The sequence below is a fragment of the Nocardioides sp. NBC_00850 genome (assembly GCF_045207335.1).
In the GTDB taxonomy this organism is placed as follows: domain Bacteria; phylum Actinomycetota; class Actinomycetes; order Propionibacteriales; family Nocardioidaceae; genus Nocardioides.
The window spans coordinates 3,803,450-3,820,350 of sequence record NZ_CP108845.1 but is presented as its reverse complement, the minus strand read 5'-3'; the positions used below and the strand labels follow the sequence as shown (position 1 = coordinate 3,820,350).

Below are 16,901 nucleotides of genomic sequence, written 5' to 3'. Positions count from 1 at the left end.
CTCACTCCTCTCCCAGGATCATCGATCGCCAGGAGTCGTCGGACAGGGCGGAGACCAGGCCTCCGTCATCGGTCGGGGTGGACATCGTGACCGTCTTTCCATCGGGAAGGTTGGTGCGCCCGGTCTTCGGGTCGTAGGTCGTGACGTACTTCCCCACGCCCTCGGGCTCGGGGACCATGTTGACACCGCGCTGCATGATCGGGTTGTCGCCCTCGTAGCCGGGCTGGGCGCGCTCGTCGGTGCACTTGGCCGGGTAGAGCGGCTGGTCCTCCATCACGGTGCCAGGGATCCATTGGTCGGCGGGCTTGTAGCCCTCCTGGCACGGCGGTGTGGTGTAGACGAAGCCCATCGACAGGTGACCGTAGCCGTCACCGGGCGAGCCGGTCCACCCTGTCGCCACGACGCGCGGGAAGGTCACCAGCGTCTGCTCCAGCGCGGGCAGTCGTGCGGTCAGCACCTCGTTGACGGTGCTGAGGTTGGCCAGGAAGACCGGCAGCAGCGGCTGCAGCCCGTCGAGCAGCGACTGCACCTGGACCGCGGTCGCCTCGCCGCCCTGCAGGATCTCGCGCAGCTCCGGGTCGCGCTTGTCGAGCGTCGCGGTGACCTCCTCGAGCCCGTCGGCGAACTCGCGGATGTCGCCGCTGTGCTCCTTCTGCGTCTGGAGCACCGTCTGGCTGGTGTTGAGGAGCCGCACGGTCTCCTTCTGGTGGGCGGAGGCCTGGTCGACCAGCGTGGAGCCCGAGTCGAGCAGCGTACGAAGGTTCTCGGCGTTGCCGCGGAACAGCGTGCCGAGCTCGGCGACGACGGTGCTCAGGTCCTCGCCGTTGATGGAGGTGGTGAAGCTGTTCAGCTCGGTGAGCAGCTCGTCGGTGGTGCCGGGCATCGACTCCGGCCCGGCGGTCACGACGTCGCCCTCGGCGAGGTAGGGACCGGCGGCCGAGTCGGGGATGAAGTTGATGTACTGCTCCCCGACCGCCGACAGGTTGTGGACCTCCACCTCGGCGTCTCGCGGCACCTCGGTGCCGGGGTCGAGCTCCAGCTCGGCGCGTACGCCCTCGTCGGTGACGGTCATCGAGGCGACCCGGCCGATGCTGACGCCGCGGTAGTTGACCTCGCTGCCCTCGTAGAGGCCGCCGGAGGCCGGCAGGTCGACCGAGACGTCCACGTGGCGGCCCAGGACCCGGTCGACGACGCCGAGGTAGGCGGCCGAGACGTAGAAGATCCCGACCGCGGCGAGGATGAGGAAGATGACCAGCTTGTTGCGGACGCTCCGTGTCATCAGCTACCGCCTCCCAGCAGCCCGAGGAGGCCGGCCAGGCCCCCGGTCGTCGGCTCGGCCGTGGGCGACTCGGTGTCGGTCGGACTCGAGAGGCCCTCGGCGATCTCCGGCACCAGGTCGTTGAGCCCCGGCGTCTTGGTCGAGGTCGAGCTCTTGGGCAGCAGGTCGGAGATGTCGGGCAGCTTCGGTGTCTTCTCCCCCGGCTTCGCCGCGGTGTCCTCCTTGCCGACCACCGAGCAGACCAGCTGCAGGTTGGTCAGGTCGCACAGCGCCTTGGCCAGCGGCTGGATCGCTTCGCAGCCCTTGGAGTAGGACAGGCAGATCTGGAAGACCTGCGGGATGATGCCGCTGGACTTGCCGTTGGTGAGGCTGCCGACCAGCTTGCCGAGGTCGAGATCCATGTGGAACAGCGCGTTGGAGTAGTCACCCATCGCCAGCCCCGACGCGTTCTCGGGGAAGGGGAAGCTGGCCGCCATCATCAGGCCGCGCGGCAGCGAGTCACCTGCGTCGGCGAGCTCGCGCAGCGTCGGTGCGAGCTCGTCGAGCGCCGTGGTCAGGTTGGCGCCACTCTGGTTGATCACCCGGGTCGCGACGACCCCGAGCCGGTCGAGCGCCTTCATCATCTTCAGCAGGTCGGCGTGCTGCTGGCGGAGCACCTCGAGCGCCGGGCCGAAGGAGTCGATGGCCGCCTCGATCTTCTCGGACTCCTTGTTGAGGGTGCGGGTCAGCCGATCGACCTGCTCCATCGCCCTGATGATCGAGCCCTTCTGCTGGTTGAGCGAGGCGACCGTGGTCTCCAGGTTGCCCAGCAGCGCCCGCATGTCGCCGGTGCGCCCGTCCATCATGGTGTTGAGCTCGTCGCTGATCGTCTTCAGCTGCCCGACGCCGCCACCCGCCAGCAGGAAGGAGAGCGCGCCGAGCACCTCCTCGACCTCGGGGTTGCGGTTGGTGCGGTCGAGCCCGATCGTGGCGCCGTCGCCCAGCCTGCCGGCGCTGGCGATGGTGGACCCCTCGGGTGCCACCAGGGCGATGTACTTCTCCCCGAGCAGGCTGGTCTGGCGTACGTTGGCCAGCGCGTCGGCCGGGAGCTCGATGTTCTTGCGGAGAGTCATGGTGACCTTCGCGTGCCAGCCCTCCCGCTCGACCTTGTCGACCTGGCCGACCGGTACGTCGTTGGCCATCACCTTGGTGCGCGGCACCACGTCGACGACGTCGTTGAACTCCGCGGTGACGACGTAGCCGTCGCCCTCACCGACCTCCTTGCCGGGAAGCGGTAGGTCATAGGCCTGTACGCCGCACCCGCTCGCCATCGCGACGAGGCCGACCATGGCCAGGAAGACACGCGTCCTCATCTCTTGCCTCCCGACATCAGGTCCTGGAGCGATCCGCTGAGCTCGGTGATGCCGCCCTGGGTGACCACCTCGGGCTCGACCTCCGACTGCTTCGCCTGGGTGCCGGTGTCGAGCGGCAGCCCGGTGGCGGTGTCACGGTCGGTGGGTGCCGCGGCATCGGTGAGCGCCTTGCCGGCTGGCGCGGTCGACCCGGTCGGCAGCAGCGCCTTGAACAGTGCGCAGATCTCCTTGGCTCCTGGGATCTTGTCGTTCTCCACGACCATGCAGAGGATGTTGGAGAGGTCGGAGCCGATCGGCCCGACCTGCAGCCGGAAGCCGACCGAGCCCGACGCCGGGTCGAAGGACTCGGCCAGGTTGCCGATACCGAGCGGCGCCAGGTCGATGACGGTGCCGAGGGTCTCCTTCTCCTTGGCCAGGATGTTGAGCGTCTTGTTGAGCTCCTTGACGTCGCCGACCAGGGCGTCGCGGTTGTTCTCCACGAAGGACTTCGTCACCTTGACCGCCTGCGCGATCGCAGCGAGCGCCTGGTCGAGCTCGTCGCTCTCACCGGCCAACTGGGTGGAGACGGTCCCGAGGTCGGTCAGGAACTTCTCGGTGGTGTCGTCGTTGCGGGCCAGCGTCCGGGTGACCTCCGAGAGCTGGGAGAGGGTGCTGAAGAGCTGCTCGGAGTTGCCGCCGAGCACCTGTGCTGCCTCGGACATGTCGGCGATCGCCTGGTTGCCGATCTTGCCGTTGCCCTCCAGGGCGTCGGCGCCCTCACGCAGGACGTCGCTCAGCGCCCCGTTCTTGTTGGCCCCGTTGGGTCCCAGCGCAGTGGTGAGCTCGGAGAGGCTGGCGTAGATGCGGTCGAGCTCGACCGGGACCGCTGTGCGCTCGATCGGGATCTCCCCGCCGTCGGCCATGGCCGGCCCGCCGGTGTAGGCCGGGGTCAGCTGTACGAACCGGTCGGCGACCAGCGTCGGGGTCACGATCGCGGCCTTGACGTCCTTGGGGAGCTTGTAGTCGCTCTCGTACTCGATCACCGCGTCCACGTGGTCGCCCTTCGGCTCGAGCGAGGCGACCTTGCCGACCTTGACGCCCATGATGACCACGTCGGAGCCTTCGTAGACGCTCACCGCCTGCGGGAAGCTGGCGGTCACCATCTTGGTGTCGGGGGCAGCGACCTCGGAGACGAGCAGCAGCCCGCACATCAGCACGAGCGCGATCGGCAGTGCGGCCCACTTTCGGCCCCAGAAGTTCTTTGTCATTCCACGATCCCTGGTCGTCGTCCGGGCACGAACTCGCCGCTCACGATGCCGGTCAGGTTGGCGAGGTAGGCGTCGAACCAGGGGCCGGTGCCGATGATGTTGATCAGGATCGACGCGTACGGCCCGTAGTTCTGGATGGTCTTGGTCAGGTCCTCGTCGCGGGCGTTGAGAAACTTGAGCGCCTGGTCGAGCGCGTCCAGCGCGGGCCCGATCTGCTTCTGGTTCTCCTTCACCAGGGCCTGCAGCTGCTCGGCCAGGGCGGTGGCGTTGACCAGCAGCTGGTGGATCGCCTGGCGGCGCTGGATGAGCTCGGCGAAGACCTGGTCGCCGTTCTCCATCACGCTGATGATGTCCTGCTTGCGCTGGTTGACGAGCTGGACGACCTTCTCGGCGTCCTCCAGCAGCGACTCCAGCTCGTCGCCGCGGGCGGCGATCGTCTGGGAGAGCGCGGCGATGCCCTGGAAGGCGCCCTGTACCTCGGGCCCGGCCTTGTCGAGAGTGCCCGACATCGTGGTCAGCGCCTTGGCCAGCTGCTGGGTGTCGATCGCCTCGGTCGTCTCGGCGAGATCGCCGAACGTGCCGACGATGTCGCTGCCGGCGCTGGTGCGGGCCAGCGGGATCTTCGAGCCGGCATCGAGCGTGCGGCCGCCCTGCGGGGTGATGTCGAGATACTTCTCCCCCAGCAGGTTGAGCACGCCGATCGAGGCTTCGCTGCGATGGCCGATCTCGGTGCCCTCGACCGAGAACGAGACGACCACCTTGGCGCCCTCGATCTCGATGTCGCTGACCCGGCCGACCCGGATGCCGGCGATCTCCACCCGGTTGCCCACGTGCAGGCCGCTGGTGTCGGAGAACTCGGCCTGGTAGGTGGTGCCGGCGAACCACGGGAGCTTGCGCAGGTTGAACGCCGCGGTCAGGGCCAGCGCGATCGCCACGATCGTGATCACACCGGTGCGCTTGAGCTGGGTGTCCGAGTGGTGTGCCATCAGAGCTTGCACCTCTCGGCCCGGCTGTAGAAGGCCACGTTGTCGAGCTGCTTCTGGATCGCCTTGACGGCCGGTGAGTTGTCGAGCAGCTCACCGAGAGAGGGCAGCTTGATCGAGAAGTCGAGGTCGCAGAGGTAGTAGTTGTACCAGGAGCCGTAGCTGCCGATCCGCGCCTGCGACTCGAGGGTCTCCGGGAGCCGCTCGAGCGTCCTGTCGAGCAGCTTCTGGTTGCCGGGCTTGTTGAGGATGTCCACCACCCGCTTGAGCTGCTTGATGTCCTCCTTGAGGAACGGGCGTACGTCGGTGAGCAGCCCGGCCAGCTCGTCGGTGAGGTCGCCGATCGAGGAGATCGAGTCGCCGATCGCCTCCTTGTCGCGGGCCAGGTCCTTCATCCAGCCGCTGAGCTGCTGGATGAGCTCGGCCAGCTCGGTGTGGTGCTCGTTGACGGTGTTGAGCGTCTTGGACAGGTTGGTGATCACGTCGCCGATCAGCTGGTCTCGCTCGGCGAGCGCACTGGTCAGCTCGGCCGTCTCGGACAGCAGGCTCGCGACCGTGCCACCCTCCCCCTGCAGCACCCGGATCAGGTTGAGCGAGAGCTTGTTGACGTCCTTGGGCTGCAGCGCCTGGAAGAGCGGCTGGAAGCCGTTGAAGAGCTCGGTCAGGTCGAGCGCCGGGGTGGTGTTGGCCATCGCGATGGCCTGTCCCTGCCGCAACGGGGACGCATCCGCTCCGGCCTCCTGCGCACCGGCGTCCTGGGTCAGCGCCAGGTAGCGGTCACCGACGAGGTTCAGGTAGCGCACCTGGGCGCCGCTGGCGGTCGTCAGCGGCACCGTCCTGTCGACCCGGAACGTGACCATCGCGTGGTCGCCACCCTCGATCTCGACGGCGAGCACCTCCCCCACGGTGATGCCGGCGACGCGTACGTCGTCCCCCTCGCTCAGGCCCGAGGCGGTGGTGAACTCGGCGCGGTAGGGCACCCGGTCGCCGAAGCCGACGTTGCCCATGATCGAGGCCAGCGTGCCGGTGACGAGGATCGAGAGGACGGTGAAGATGACCAGCTTGGTCCCGGCCACCGCGGTCTTCAGATCGCGCTTGTTCACTGCAGACCCCCGTTCCCGGGTGCCCAAGGGACGTCCTCGGTGCCGTTCTCCAGTTCGTTGGGCCCGGCAGGAACCTGCGGGTTCGGCAGGCCGTCGCACCAGGGGCCGTGGCCGATCTCGCCCCACTCGGGGCGGTCGTCGCGGCCGTACGCCGGCTTCTGGGTGCCGTCGAGGACCATCGTCTGGCGCACCCGGTTCTGCTGGAAGACGGTCGCCAGCAGCTCGGTGTAGTCGTCGAGGCCCTTGAGTAGGCAGGTGTACTCCGGCGAGTAGTCGGAGAGCAGCTTGAGCAGCGGGACGGCCAGCTCGGTCTCGTACCTGATCGCCTTCTCGTTCTCGGCGAGCAGGTTCTTGGATGTGTCGGCGACTCCTGTCACGGAGGTCAGCAGGCCGCCGAGGCGGGCGCGCTGCTCGGTGACGGTGTTGGCGGTGGTCGTGGTGTTCTCGAGGACCTTGACCAGGTCGGGTGCGGCCATGGAGTAGGTCTCGGCGACGTCGGCCATGTCCTCGAGATCGCGTTCGAGTGTGGGGAGGTGGACGTTCATCTCTTCGAGGTAGTCGTTGAGCTGGACCATGGTCTCGCCGAGCTTCTCCCCGTTGCCGGAGAGCGCGGTGGCGAGGGCGTGCAGAGTGCTGTTGAGGTCCTGGGGACGGATCGACTTCAGCAGCGGGAAGAGCCGGGCCAGGATCACGTCGAGCTCGACGCTGGTGCGGACCCGGTCGGCGGGGATCACGGTGCCGTCGCTCAGCGCACCGGTGCGCTCCCCCTCGGGGTCGATGAACTCGACGTACTTCTGCCCGAACAGCGTCGTCGGCTTGATCGCGACGCTGACGTTGGCGGGGATCTGCTCGGCCTGCTCCGGCTCCAGGCCGAGCTCGATGACAGCCTTCTTGCCGTCCTGGTCGATCTCGCGGATCTGGCCGACGATGACGCCGTGCATGCGTACGTCGCCGTAGCGCGGCAGCTGCAGGCCGGCCCGGTCGGCCTCGACACTGACGGTGGTGAACTGCACGAACGCCTTCTGGTAGATCGCGATGCAGAGCGTGATCAGCAGGGCGAGGGTCACCGTGAAGGCGATCCCGGAGACGAAGAGCTTGGTGTGCTCGGCGCGGGTGTCGCGCTGGATGCCCATCAACATCTGGCTGCCCACCTCATCCCGTGATCCGGACCGTGGTCGTCGAGCCCCAGATCGCGAAGCTCAGGAAGAAGTCCGCGACGACGACGGTGACGATGGACGTACGGATCGCCTTGCCGACCGCGATGCCGACCCCGGCCGGGCCGCCGGAGGCGGTGTAGCCGTAGTAGCAGTGGATCAGGATGATCGCGACCGCGAGGATGATCAGCTTCAGGAAGCTGTAGAGGATGTCGATCGGCGGCAGGAACGCCAGGAAGTAGTGGTCGTACGTCCCGCCCGACTGCCCGTACATCAGCGTCGTGATCAGCCGCGGGCTGAGGTAGGAGGCGCACAGGGCGACGATGTAGAGCGGGATGACGGCCAGGAACCCGGCGATCATCCGGGTGGTGACCAGGTAGGGAAGGCTCGGCACGCCCATCGCCTCGAGCGCGTCGATCTCCTCCGAGATCCGCATCGCGCCGAGCCTCGCCGTGTAGCCGCAGCCGACGGTCGCGGCCAGCGCGATCGAGGAGATCAGCGGGGCCACCTCGCGGGTGTTGAAGAAGGCCGAGATGAACGCGGAGAACTTCGCGACACCGATCTGGCTCAGGCTGGCGTAGCCCTGGATACCGACCTCGGAGCCCGCGAAGAAGGCCATGAACGCGATCACGCCGACGGTGCCGGCGATCATCGTCAGGCCACCGGCGCCGAAGGCGACCTCGGCCAGGATGTTGAGCACCTCGCGCTTGTAGCGGCGGATGGTGCGGGGAGCCCAGGCCAGGGCCTTGACGTAGAAGAGCAGCTGGTCGCCATAGCCCTCGACGGCATGGCGCTGCTCCTTGACGATCTGGTTGCCCACCTGGGCGAGCGTGTTGGTCACCGGGGGATCACAACCCGTCCTGAGGAACGATCTGGAAGTAGACAGCGGTCATGATGGAGTTGAGGACGAACAGCATCATGAACGCGATGATCACGGCCTCGTTGACCGCTCGACCGACGCCGCTGGGACCACCCTGGGCGTTGAGGCCGTTGTAGGCGCCGATGATCGCCGCCAGGAACCCGAACAGGGCCGACTTGACCATCGAGATGTAGAGGTCGGGAAGGCTCGCCAGCGCGGTGAAGCTCGACAGGAACGCGCCGGCCGAGCCGCCCTGGACGATCACGGTGAAGAAGTAGCCGCCACCGATCCCGGTCGCGATCACGATCCCGTTGATCATCACCGAGACGAACAGGCACGCGAGGACCCGCGGGATCACCAGCCGGATCACCGGGTCGATGCCCAGCACCTCCATCGCGTCGATCTCCTCACGGATCTTGCGCGATCCCATGTCGGAGCAGATCGCCGACCCGGCTGCCCCGGCGATGATCAGCGCGGCCGCCATCGGCGCCGCCTCCCTGACCACCGCGAGCACGGCCGTCGCCCCCGCGAACGACTGTGCTCCGAGCTGGCCGGCGAGGTTGCCGACCTGCAGCGAGATGACCGCCCCGAACGGGATCGAGACCAGCACCGCCGGCAACAACGTGACGCTCGTGATGAACCAGGCCTGCTCGAGGAACTCCCGCATCTGGAACTTGGTCGTGAACGTCCCCTTGACGACCTCTCCGGTCATCAGGCCCATCCCGCCGACACCTCGGACCAGCGATGCGAACTGCACTGCCATCCTTCACCTTTCGCGTGGTCTTGTGACTCGGCTCACGTTTCAAGCCTGTAGTAGAACATGTTTCAGTTCTGAGGGCAACGACCCGCCGCGACATGCCCGGGAACAGGGTGGGAGGTATTCCGGTCCAACGACTTACCCGCCGGTAGGTGACGCGGGTCACAGGATCCTCCACCTCTTCCCCGCGGCCCGAGAAGGTCGGTTCTCGCATGCTGGTCCCGAGCGTGATCGCGCGCGCCGGGGCCCTCGACGGGGCCAGAAGTCCGCACCGGTGTGTCTCGCCGTGCCGAGCCGGTTAGATTGGGGACTGTGATGAGACTGTCGCCGGGGGGCGTCATGAGGTTCCTACGCCGCCTGCTCCTCGCCGTGTTCGGCGTGCCGGTGGCGCTGGCCGTCGTGATGAGCCTCGTCGACGGCTACCGCAGCCGCGGCAAGCGAGGCCGAAGGGGCAAGCCGTTCCCGGTGACTCCACCGCTGACCAACAGCGTCGGCGACGGCACGGTCACCACCTACACCTTCGGCAACGACCTCTACGAGGACATGATCGCCGCCATCGATGGCGCGAAGAAGCAGATCTTCCTCGAGACGTACATCTGGAAGGGCGACGAGGTCGGTCAGCGGTTCAAACAGGCGCTGGCCTCGGCGACCGAGCGCGGGGTCGACGTCTACTGCATCTACGACGAGCTCGCCAACCTCGTGGTGCCCTCCCGGTTCAAGCGCTTCCCCGAGGGCATGCACGTCCTGCGCTACCCCACCTACGCGGCGGGGTGGCGCTTCTTCGACCTCTCCCGCTACGGCCGCGACCACCGCAAGATCCTGGTCGTCGACGACACGGTCGGGTTCGTCGGCGGCTACAACATCGGGACCGCGTACGCCACCGAGTGGCGCGACACGCACGTGCGCATCACCGGCCCCGGTGTGTGGGACCTGCGCCGCGCGTTCGCCGACTTCTGGAACCTCAACCGGCGGCGGCCGCACCCGCTGACCCACCAGGGCGCCGAGGGACCGCTGCTCATCGAGACCGCACCGTCGTGGGAGCCCGATCTCCGGTTCCACCGCAACGTGCCCCGGTTGTGGATGTTCCCGATCCGGTCGATGTACCTCGAGGCGATCAACCGGGCCTCCCGCAACATCTACCTGACCACCGCCTACTTCGTCCCCGACGAGGACTTCGTGGACGCGCTCAAGGCCGCGGCACAGCGTGGGGTCGACGTACGTATCCTGCTGCCGCTGAAGTCGAACCACATCGTCGTCGACTGGATCTCGCGCGGCTACTTCTCCCAACTGCTCGGCGCGGGAGTGCGGATCCTGCGGTTCAAGGACTCGATGATCCACGCCAAGACCGCCACCGTCGACGGCTTCTGGTCGACCGTCGGCACCGCCAACATCGACCGGCTCTCGCTGACCGGCAACTACGAGATCAACCTGGAGATCTTCGACCGCGACGTCGCCAAGCAGATGGAGGAGATCTTCGCCCGCGACGAGTCCAACGCGCTCGAGCTGACCTCCGACGAGTGGGCCGCCCGCGACATCCACCGCAAGTTCACCGAGCTGGTCCTGACCCCTCTGCGGCCGCTGCTCTGAGGCCTGCAGTCAAGACGGCAGATGCGTCCGCGGCGACATCTTGGGGCCCCGACGAGGGCGCTTACCGGCACCTCGGTAGATCAGCGCCACGACGCGGGCCCGGTGGGGGCGAAAGCCCTCGAGGTAGTCGCGGAGCCGGTCGTCGTCCCAGGCGTCGTTGGTCAGCGCCCAGCCGACGTCCTTGGCGAGGTGGTAGTCACCGAAGCTGACGGCGTCGGGGTCGCCGAGCGCCCGCTGTCGCACCTCGGCGACGGTCCACTCCCCGATGCCCGGGATGGTGGTGAGCCGGCGCTCTACCTCGTCACCCGGGAGGCCGGCGGTCCGCTCGACCGCCGTCGCGACCCGGGCGACCTGGAGGACGGCCTTGGACCGGGCCGGGTCGACCGGTAGGCGCAGCCAGTCCCAGCTGGGGATGGTCCGGAGCGTCTCGGGTGTCGGCTGCAGGCGCAGCCCGTGATCGGCGCCCGGGCCCGGAGCGACCTCACCGAACCGCCTGACCAGGTTGCCGAAGCCGCGGAACGCCTCGTTGTTTGTCACCTTCTGCTCGATGATCGAGGGCACCAGCGCCTCCATCACCAGTCCCGTGCGCCCGAAGCGCGGCACCTCGAAGCGCTCCAGCAGGCCGGCGAGCAGCGGGTCGTCGGTGTGGAACTCCTCGGGGCGGTCGCCCGCTCCCAGCAGCCCGGGCACGTGCTCCAGCACCCACTCCGCGCCCTCGCCCCACGCCTCGGACTCCACCTCGACGTCGCGCTGGCGCAGCCTGAGCGTGGCGGGGCCCTGCGGCGTACGGACGGCTCGCCAGTGGTCCTCGCCGAGGATCTTGTACGTCGGGTCGCCCAGCCCACGACGAAGCGGCCGCAGCATCGAGGCGAGGCCGACGGCGTAGCCCGGCCGGACCGTCCGCTGCGCGCTCATGCTTCGAGGTTAGCCCGCGGGAAGACCCGGCTGGTGGTCAGATGGGTGGCCCGGCCAGCAGGGTCGCGGCCGGTGAAGCCGAAGACACGGTGTGCGCCGTGGAGCGCGTCGGCGGTGACGACCTGGTCGGTGGCGTACGGGAGGACCTCGTAGCTCTGCGGCTCATCGCCGATGGCGGCGCCCTCGGGGCCAGGGATCTCCTCGACCCACAGCCGGCCGTCGGGCTCGTGGCGCAGCGTCCAGTCGACGATGCGGGCGCGGTAGGTGCCGAGGAGCCGGCGGGCGTCGAAGCCGGAGGGCGGCTGGGGCGGTGGCACCGGGTCGGGCGCGATCCGGACGTCCGCGAGGTCGTCGAGGAGGTGGCCGACGACGTCGTGATAGAGCCCGTAGGTGTCGCCGCCGTTGGTGAGCAGCGCGACCGCCAGCCCGTGCTCGGGCACCATCCTGAAGAAGGCCGACTGCCCGATCGTCTGGCCGTCGTGGCCGACGAGCCCCTGGCTGAGGTCGTCGAGGGACCAGCCCAGGCCGCGTGCGTCGGAACGGGTCGATGCGGGATGGTCGACCTGTCGGGTGAGCACCTCGGCGCAGGATGCCGCCGAGACGACGCGGGTGCCGTCAGGGGCCGTCCCGCCGGCGAGATGCATGGCGGCGAAACCGAGCAGATCGCGTACGCGCATCGACAGCATCGCGCCGACCGGGCCGCTGGCCCGGGCCATCCCCCACGCCGGTCCCGGTCGGAGGACATGGTCGGGAGCGGGGTCGATGTGGCCCATCGCCGCACGGAACCTGATCGCGTCGTATGCCGTGGTGGCGATGTGGGTGAGACCCAACGGGGCGGCGAGACGCTCCTAGAGCGCCCGGTCCCAGGTGGTGCCGCGCAGCACCTCCACCAGGCGCCCGAGCACGGCGAAGCCCGCGTTGGAGTAGGAGAACCGCTCCCCCGGGGCGAAGATCTGCGGCAGGTCGCCCATGGACGCGACGAACCGCTCGACCGCGTCATCTCCCGGCCCGTGGTCGGTGAAGATGTCGCCCTCGAAGCCGGCCGTGTGGGAGAGCAGCTGACGGATCGTGATCGTCGCGGACGCCTCCTCGTCGGCGACCGCGAATCCCGGCAGGTGGCGCCTGATCTCGTCGTCGAGGCCGACCCGGCCCTCGTCGACGAGCTGCATCACCAGGTCGGTGGTCCACAGCTTGGTGATCGAGCCGACCTGGAACAGCGAGTCGGTGGTCGCCTCCACGCCGGTCTCGAGGTTGAGGATGCCGCAGGCGTGGTCGATGACCTGGCCGTCCTGGAGCACTCCGACAGCGGCCGCCGGCACGCGGCGACGCGCCAGCAGAGCGGGCAGCTCGGACTCGATCCAGGAGCGGGCGGCGGCAAGCGACATGGGGCGAGGATAGGCGGAGCGGCTCAGCGCTCGGTGTCGGCGAGAGTTGTCAGGGCGCGCTCGAACGCGGCCCGGTCGGCCCGGTCGAGATCGGCCAGCAGCTCGGTCTCCATGGCCCCGATGGCATCCCGGCAGCTGCGGAGGACCCGAGAGCCAGCCGGGGTCAGGGACACGATCCGGTTGCGGCGGTCGGCCGGGTCGGGCTCGCGTTCGACCATGCCCTGGGCCTCGAGGCGGTCCAGGTTGCCGATCAGGCGGGTCTTGTCGCGGCCGGTCGTGGCGGCGAGCTGCGCCTGGGTGGGCGCGTCCGAGTCGGCCAGCGCGCTCAGCACCGCGTAGTCCCACATCTCCAGCCCCGCGGAGTCGAGGATCGGCTTCTCGCGGGCCATCACCTCGCGCATGAGACGGGAAAGCAGGAAGCCGAGCTCGGGTCGATCCACCGCAGAATCCTAACCGCTCGACATATCGTCTACGTCTGCTTACGATCTACGCATGCTTACTTTTAGCGAGATGCTCACTGCCTACGACCGCGCCCTCGACGACATCACAGTGCTGGCTTCCGGGGCCGGCGATCTGACGGCTTCCACGCCGTGCGCGGGCTGGGACCTCGCCGACCTGTTCGGCCACATGGTCGGACAGAACCTCGGCTTCGCCGCTGCGGTCGCCGACGGCGACGCGCCGGTGGCTGCGTACGAGTCCGTGCCCGTCGGCACCGACGACGTCACCCAGACGTGGCAGGACTCGGCCACCCGGGTCCGGGACGCATTCGGCGCAGCCGACCCGGAGGCGACCGTGCACCTCGCCGAGTTCGGCTTCCGCCCGACCGTCGCGGTCGCACTGGGCATGCAGCTCCTCGACGCTGCCGTGCACGCCTGGGACGTCGCGACGGCGCTCGGGCAGACCTACCGGCCGACCGAGGCCACCGTCACCGTCGTCCTCGACATGGCCCGGCAGATCGCCGCGAGACCGGGCGGGACGCCGGTGTTCGCCGCGCCGCTCGCCGAGGGCGGCAAGGACCCTTGGAGCGACGCGCTGCGCCTCCTCGGGCGCAATCCGGACCAGCCGGCGGCCGCTTAGCGCAACGTGGGTCTCGACCCGCTTCGCGGGTTCGCGGGCTCACCCGCTGCGCTCGCTCGACCTCCTCCCGTTTGCCCGGCGCAAGCGCCGGGCAAGACTCGGATGTCGGTGGCGTGATGTTCACTGGGAGCATGCTGCTCGCCGACATCGTGTCCACCTCGAACGCCGTCGCCGCGACCCGGTCGCGGAAGGCGAAGGTCGCCGCGCTGGCGGAGTGCCTCGGCGCGGCCACGCGCAACGAGCTGCCGGTGGTGACCGCCTATCTCGCCGGCACCCTGCTGCAGCGGCGTACGGGGCTGGGGTGGCGCTCGCTCACCACACTCCCCTCGCCCGCGGCCGAGGCGACGCTCACGGTGAGCGACGTGCACGAGGCGTTCGAGCGGATGTCGCTGCTGGCGGGCTCGGGCTCACAGGTTGCCCGGGCGGCCGAGGCCGAGACGCTCTTCGGCGCGGCGACCACGGCGGAGCAGATGTGGCTGCGAGGCGTGATCACCGGGGAGGTACGCCAGGGGGCGCTCGACTCGCTGGTGCAGGAGGCGCTCGCGGTGGCTGCCGGTGTGCCGTTGCCCGCCGTACGCCGCGCCGCGATGCTGGCAGGCTCGACCGTGGTGGTGGCCGGCCTCGCCTTCGACGGCGAGGAGGCACTGGCCGAGGTCGGCCTGGTCGTGGGACGGCCCGCGCTGCCGATGCTCGCCTCGTCGGCCGGCTCGGTCGAGGAGGCGATGGCCAAGCTCGGCGAGGCGGTCGTGGTCGACACCAAGCTCGACGGCATCAGGATCCAGGCCCACAAGTCGGGCTCGGACGTTCGCATAGCGACCCGCACCCTGGAGGACATCACCGCGCGGCTGCCCGAGGTGGCGGAGATCGTCGCCTCCTTCCCGGCCGACACGCTCGTGCTGGACGGCGAGGCCATGACGCTCGGCCCGGACGGACGGCCGCGGCCGTTCCAGGAGACCGCCTCGCGCACCGCGACCCGGTCGGCCGCCGACACCGTCGTCGCGCCGTACTTCTTCGACATCCTCCACGTCGACGGCCGCGACCTCATCGACCTGGCGCTCGACCAACGCCTCGCCGAGCTCGACCGGGTCGTCCCCGAGCGGCATCGGGCGCCGCGACTGGTCACGGTGGACACCGAGGAGGCGGAGCGGTTCGCCACCGACGTGCTCGCCGCCGGCCACGAGGGCGTCGTCGTCAAGGGGGTCGGCCTGCCCTGGGAGGCGGGGCGGCGCGGCTCGGGCTGGATCAAGGTCAAGCCCGTCCACACCCTCGATCTGGTCGTCATCGGCATCGAGTGGGGCTCGGGACGCCGCAAGGGTTGGCTCTCCAACATCCACCTCGGCGCCCGGGGCGCCGACGGCGAGTTCGTGATGATCGGCAAGACGTTCAAGGGCATGACCGACCAGATGCTGGCCTGGCAGACCGAGCGCTTCACCGAGCTCGCCGTCGGGGGCACCGACGACTGGCAGGTGGAGGTCCGCCCCGAGCAGGTGGTCGAGATCGCCTTCGACGGGGTGCAGCGCTCGACGCGCTATCCGGGTGGCGTCGCGCTGCGGTTCGCCCGGGTGGTGCGCTACCGCGAGGACAAGACGCCGGCGGAGGCCGACACGATAGATACCGTCAGAATGTATCTTCAGTGACCTGATCGGGATACCGGGTGCAGGTGGCCCCGACCGATCCCTTAACCTCACTACGCGTGCCCCCACACGCCTATGCCCGCCTCGTTGCGATTCTCGCGACGCTGACGATGATCCTGGGGCCCGCCGCCGTCAACCCGGCCCCCGCCTCCACCGGCGCCTCCACCGACCTCTCGGTCGCCGCGCCGGGCGCCAGCGTCTCCCGGCCGATCCTGGGCGAGTCGTTCAGGCTGAGCGGCTCGCTCGGGCCTGGCGTGAGCCGGGTGGTTCGGCTGCAGCGCTACCACGACGGCGACTGGCTATCGGTTCAGAAGCAGGTCGCCGCGCGGACCGGACACTACTCCTTCGTCGTGAGCCAGTCGTCGTGGCGGATGCGCTGGCGGGTCCTCGCCCCCGGAGTCGAGCAGGAGGGGCGGAACTGGGCAGAGCGGGTCACGGCGCCACGTACGCTCTTCGGGCAGCCGCAGGCCGTCACGACCAGCATGGCGAGGTCGGTGCGCGCCGGGAGCGCGGTGCGGCTCACCCTCTTCGCCGCTCCGGCCCGCCCCGGACGGGTGCTCGCCCTCCAGCGCGACAGCGGCAACGGATGGACGAACGTCGCCAACCTCACCACCGGCCCGACCGGCCATGCGACGTACGTCTTCAGGACCCGGGGGGTGGCGAAGACGCGGTTCCGGACGATCGCCCGGGCGCATCACGGGGCGCCGGCGTTCGTGGGCTCTTCGGCGGCGGTCTACGCCCTCGGCAGCAGGCCGGTCGGGGTGATGGCCTGGCGCGGCGACTCGCTCAACTATCCGGAGAACACCCTGGACGCGTTCCGCAGCGCGGTGCGGCAGCGGGCCGACTTCATCGAGATGGACTTCCAGCCGACGGCCGACGGCGAGTGGGTGCTGCTGCACGACGGCGACTTCAGGCGTACGACCGACGTCGAGGCCCGCTTCCCCGAGCGCCGGAACGCGAGTCCGCGGGAGTTCACCCGCGCCGAGGTGCAGTCGCTCGACGCGGGCTCATGGATGGGGCCGCAGTTCCGGGGTGTCCGGGTGCCGACCATCGAGGAGACCTTCGACGCCATCGAGTCGGCCGAGCGGCTGCACGGCCACCGGGTCCGGCTCGTGGTCGAACTCAAGGGCGAGAGCGCCGCCGAGATGCGCGCGCTCTACCGCAAGGTCGTCTCGCTGCGTCCGGACTGGGTCTCCAGGAAGGGCCACGACGACAAGGCGATCTTCATGAGCTTCGAGGCGAGCCACTTCGACTTCCCTGGCGTCGAGAGGACCGGCATGGAGAAGGTCGCGGTCAAGGACGAGCCCGATCCCGCGGACGTCTATGGCCAAGGCTTTGCGCAGGTACACCTCCACACCCGGCTGCTCGACGCCGCGCTCGTGGACCGCTACCGCCGCCAAGGGGCAAAGGTCGGCACCTGGCCGGCGGTCGGCACCGCATCCGTGCTCCGCGCCGCTGTCGCGGGGGTCGACTACGTCACCACCGACGACGTCGTGGGTGCCCGGCGCGCACTGCTCCACTAGCCCGATGTGAGCACGGACACGGATAGTGCAACTCGGAGTTGCACGC

General features: G+C 69.2%; 14 protein-coding genes and 1 pseudogene. 4 read left to right on the top strand and 11 right to left on the bottom strand.

From position 1 onward, the window contains the following. Window position 1: 1 nt before the first annotated feature. Genes OH802_RS18525 through OH802_RS18490 form a run of 8 tightly spaced genes read right to left on the bottom strand, consistent with a single transcriptional unit; the run spans window position 2 to window position 8,698 of the window. Window positions 2–1,279 carry an MCE family protein gene (locus OH802_RS18525; protein WP_406020858.1) on the bottom strand — a complete coding sequence of 426 codons (1,278 nt, stop codon included), beginning with the start codon at window positions 1,277–1,279 and terminating at the stop codon, window positions 2–4. Beyond that, complete coding sequence (locus tag OH802_RS18520; RefSeq protein WP_406020856.1) at window positions 1,279–2,631, bottom strand: MCE family protein; 1,353 nt, start codon at window positions 2,629–2,631, stop codon at window positions 1,279–1,281. Before OH802_RS18520 ends, OH802_RS18525 begins: the two co-directional genes overlap by 1 nt. Next, a complete protein-coding gene (locus OH802_RS18515) occupies window positions 2,628–3,878 on the bottom strand; it encodes an MCE family protein (RefSeq protein WP_406020854.1) in 1,251 nt (416 codons plus the stop codon). Before OH802_RS18515 ends, OH802_RS18520 begins: the two co-directional genes overlap by 4 nt. Next, on the bottom strand, window positions 3,875–4,864 hold the full coding sequence (locus OH802_RS18510) for an MCE family protein (protein WP_406020852.1): 990 nt from the start codon (window positions 4,862–4,864) through the stop codon (window positions 3,875–3,877). Before OH802_RS18510 ends, OH802_RS18515 begins: the two co-directional genes overlap by 4 nt. Next, window positions 4,864–5,964 carry an MCE family protein gene (locus OH802_RS18505; protein ID WP_406020850.1) on the bottom strand — a complete coding sequence of 367 codons (1,101 nt, stop codon included), beginning with the start codon at window positions 5,962–5,964 and terminating at the stop codon, window positions 4,864–4,866. Before OH802_RS18505 ends, OH802_RS18510 begins: the two co-directional genes overlap by 1 nt. Further along, window positions 5,961–7,103, bottom strand: coding sequence for an MCE family protein (locus OH802_RS18500; RefSeq protein WP_378674080.1), 1,143 nt, complete (start codon window positions 7,101–7,103; stop codon window positions 5,961–5,963). The genes OH802_RS18505 and OH802_RS18500 overlap by 4 nt, the downstream gene beginning before the upstream one ends. A 13-nt stretch (window positions 7,104–7,116) precedes the next feature. Then, window positions 7,117–7,959 (bottom strand): MlaE family ABC transporter permease, encoded by an 843-nt coding sequence (locus OH802_RS18495; protein ID WP_406020847.1) that lies wholly within the window; start codon window positions 7,957–7,959, stop codon window positions 7,117–7,119. A 7-nt stretch (window positions 7,960–7,966) separates the two neighbouring features. Continuing rightward, window positions 7,967–8,698 (bottom strand): ABC transporter permease, encoded by a 732-nt coding sequence (locus OH802_RS18490; protein ID WP_305367616.1) that lies wholly within the window; start codon window positions 8,696–8,698, stop codon window positions 7,967–7,969. A 375-nt stretch (window positions 8,699–9,073) separates the two neighbouring features. On the opposite strand from OH802_RS18490, the gene OH802_RS18485 reads away from it, so the two are divergent. Continuing rightward, on the top strand, window positions 9,074–10,321 hold the full coding sequence (locus OH802_RS18485) for a phospholipase D-like domain-containing protein (protein WP_406020845.1): 1,248 nt from the start codon (window positions 9,074–9,076) through the stop codon (window positions 10,319–10,321). 9 nt (window positions 10,322–10,330) lie between these two features. On the opposite strand, the gene OH802_RS18480 is transcribed toward OH802_RS18485, so the two are convergent. The 3 genes and pseudogenes from OH802_RS18480 to OH802_RS18470 form a co-directional block, all read right to left on the bottom strand. Then, a complete protein-coding gene (locus OH802_RS18480; RefSeq protein ID WP_406020843.1) occupies window positions 10,331–11,236 on the bottom strand; it encodes a DNA-3-methyladenine glycosylase family protein in 906 nt (301 codons plus the stop codon). After that, window positions 11,233–12,621: pseudogene (locus OH802_RS18475) on the bottom strand (serine hydrolase domain-containing protein). The gene OH802_RS18480 and the pseudogene OH802_RS18475 overlap by 4 nt, the downstream one beginning before the upstream one ends. Before the next feature lie 23 nt (window positions 12,622–12,644). Then, on the bottom strand, window positions 12,645–13,061 hold the full coding sequence (locus OH802_RS18470) for a MarR family winged helix-turn-helix transcriptional regulator (RefSeq protein ID WP_406020841.1): 417 nt from the start codon (window positions 13,059–13,061) through the stop codon (window positions 12,645–12,647). A gap of 52 nt (window positions 13,062–13,113) precedes the next feature. Between OH802_RS18470 and OH802_RS18465 the strand changes: the two genes are divergently transcribed. The 3 genes from OH802_RS18465 to OH802_RS18455 all read left to right on the top strand — a co-directional run bounded on the left by OH802_RS18465 (window position 13,114) and on the right by OH802_RS18455 (window position 16,855). After that, window positions 13,114–13,698, top strand: a complete 585-nt coding sequence (locus OH802_RS18465) for a TIGR03086 family metal-binding protein (RefSeq protein ID WP_406020839.1) — start codon at window positions 13,114–13,116, stop codon at window positions 13,696–13,698. A gap of 131 nt (window positions 13,699–13,829) precedes the next feature. Continuing rightward, a complete protein-coding gene (locus tag OH802_RS18460) occupies window positions 13,830–15,335 on the top strand; it encodes an ATP-dependent DNA ligase (RefSeq protein ID WP_406020837.1) in 1,506 nt (501 codons plus the stop codon). Between the two features lie 56 nt (window positions 15,336–15,391). Continuing rightward, the gene (locus OH802_RS18455) at window positions 15,392–16,855 is read left to right on the top strand and encodes a glycerophosphodiester phosphodiesterase (RefSeq protein WP_406020835.1); all 1,464 of its coding nucleotides are present in this window, start codon (window positions 15,392–15,394) and stop codon (window positions 16,853–16,855) included. Window positions 16,856–16,901 lie beyond the last annotated feature (46 nt).

Bases quoted from the DNA above. Each gene is read 5' to 3' on its own strand.
- OH802_RS18525 (WP_406020858.1), bottom strand. From the start codon at position 1,279: ATGACACGGAGCGTCCGCAACAAGCTGGTCATCTTCCTCATCCTCGCC.
- OH802_RS18515 (WP_406020854.1), bottom strand. From the start codon at position 3,878: ATGACAAAGAACTTCTGGGGCCGAAAGTGGGCCGCACTGCCGATCGCG.
- OH802_RS18480 (WP_406020843.1), bottom strand. From the start codon at position 11,236: ATGAGCGCGCAGCGGACGGTCCGGCCGGGCTACGCCGTCGGCCTCGCC.
- OH802_RS18485 (WP_406020845.1), top strand. From the start codon at position 9,074: ATGAGGTTCCTACGCCGCCTGCTCCTCGCCGTGTTCGGCGTGCCGGTG.
- OH802_RS18465 (WP_406020839.1), top strand. From the start codon at position 13,114: ATGCTTACTTTTAGCGAGATGCTCACTGCCTACGACCGCGCCCTCGAC.
- OH802_RS18520 (WP_406020856.1), bottom strand. From the start codon at position 2,631: ATGAGGACGCGTGTCTTCCTGGCCATGGTCGGCCTCGTCGCGATGGCG.
- OH802_RS18510 (WP_406020852.1), bottom strand. From the start codon at position 4,864: ATGGCACACCACTCGGACACCCAGCTCAAGCGCACCGGTGTGATCACG.
- OH802_RS18490 (WP_305367616.1), bottom strand. From the start codon at position 8,698: ATGGGCCTGATGACCGGAGAGGTCGTCAAGGGGACGTTCACGACCAAG.
- OH802_RS18460 (WP_406020837.1), top strand. From the start codon at position 13,830: ATGCTGCTCGCCGACATCGTGTCCACCTCGAACGCCGTCGCCGCGACC.
- OH802_RS18500 (WP_378674080.1), bottom strand. From the start codon at position 7,103: ATGTTGATGGGCATCCAGCGCGACACCCGCGCCGAGCACACCAAGCTC.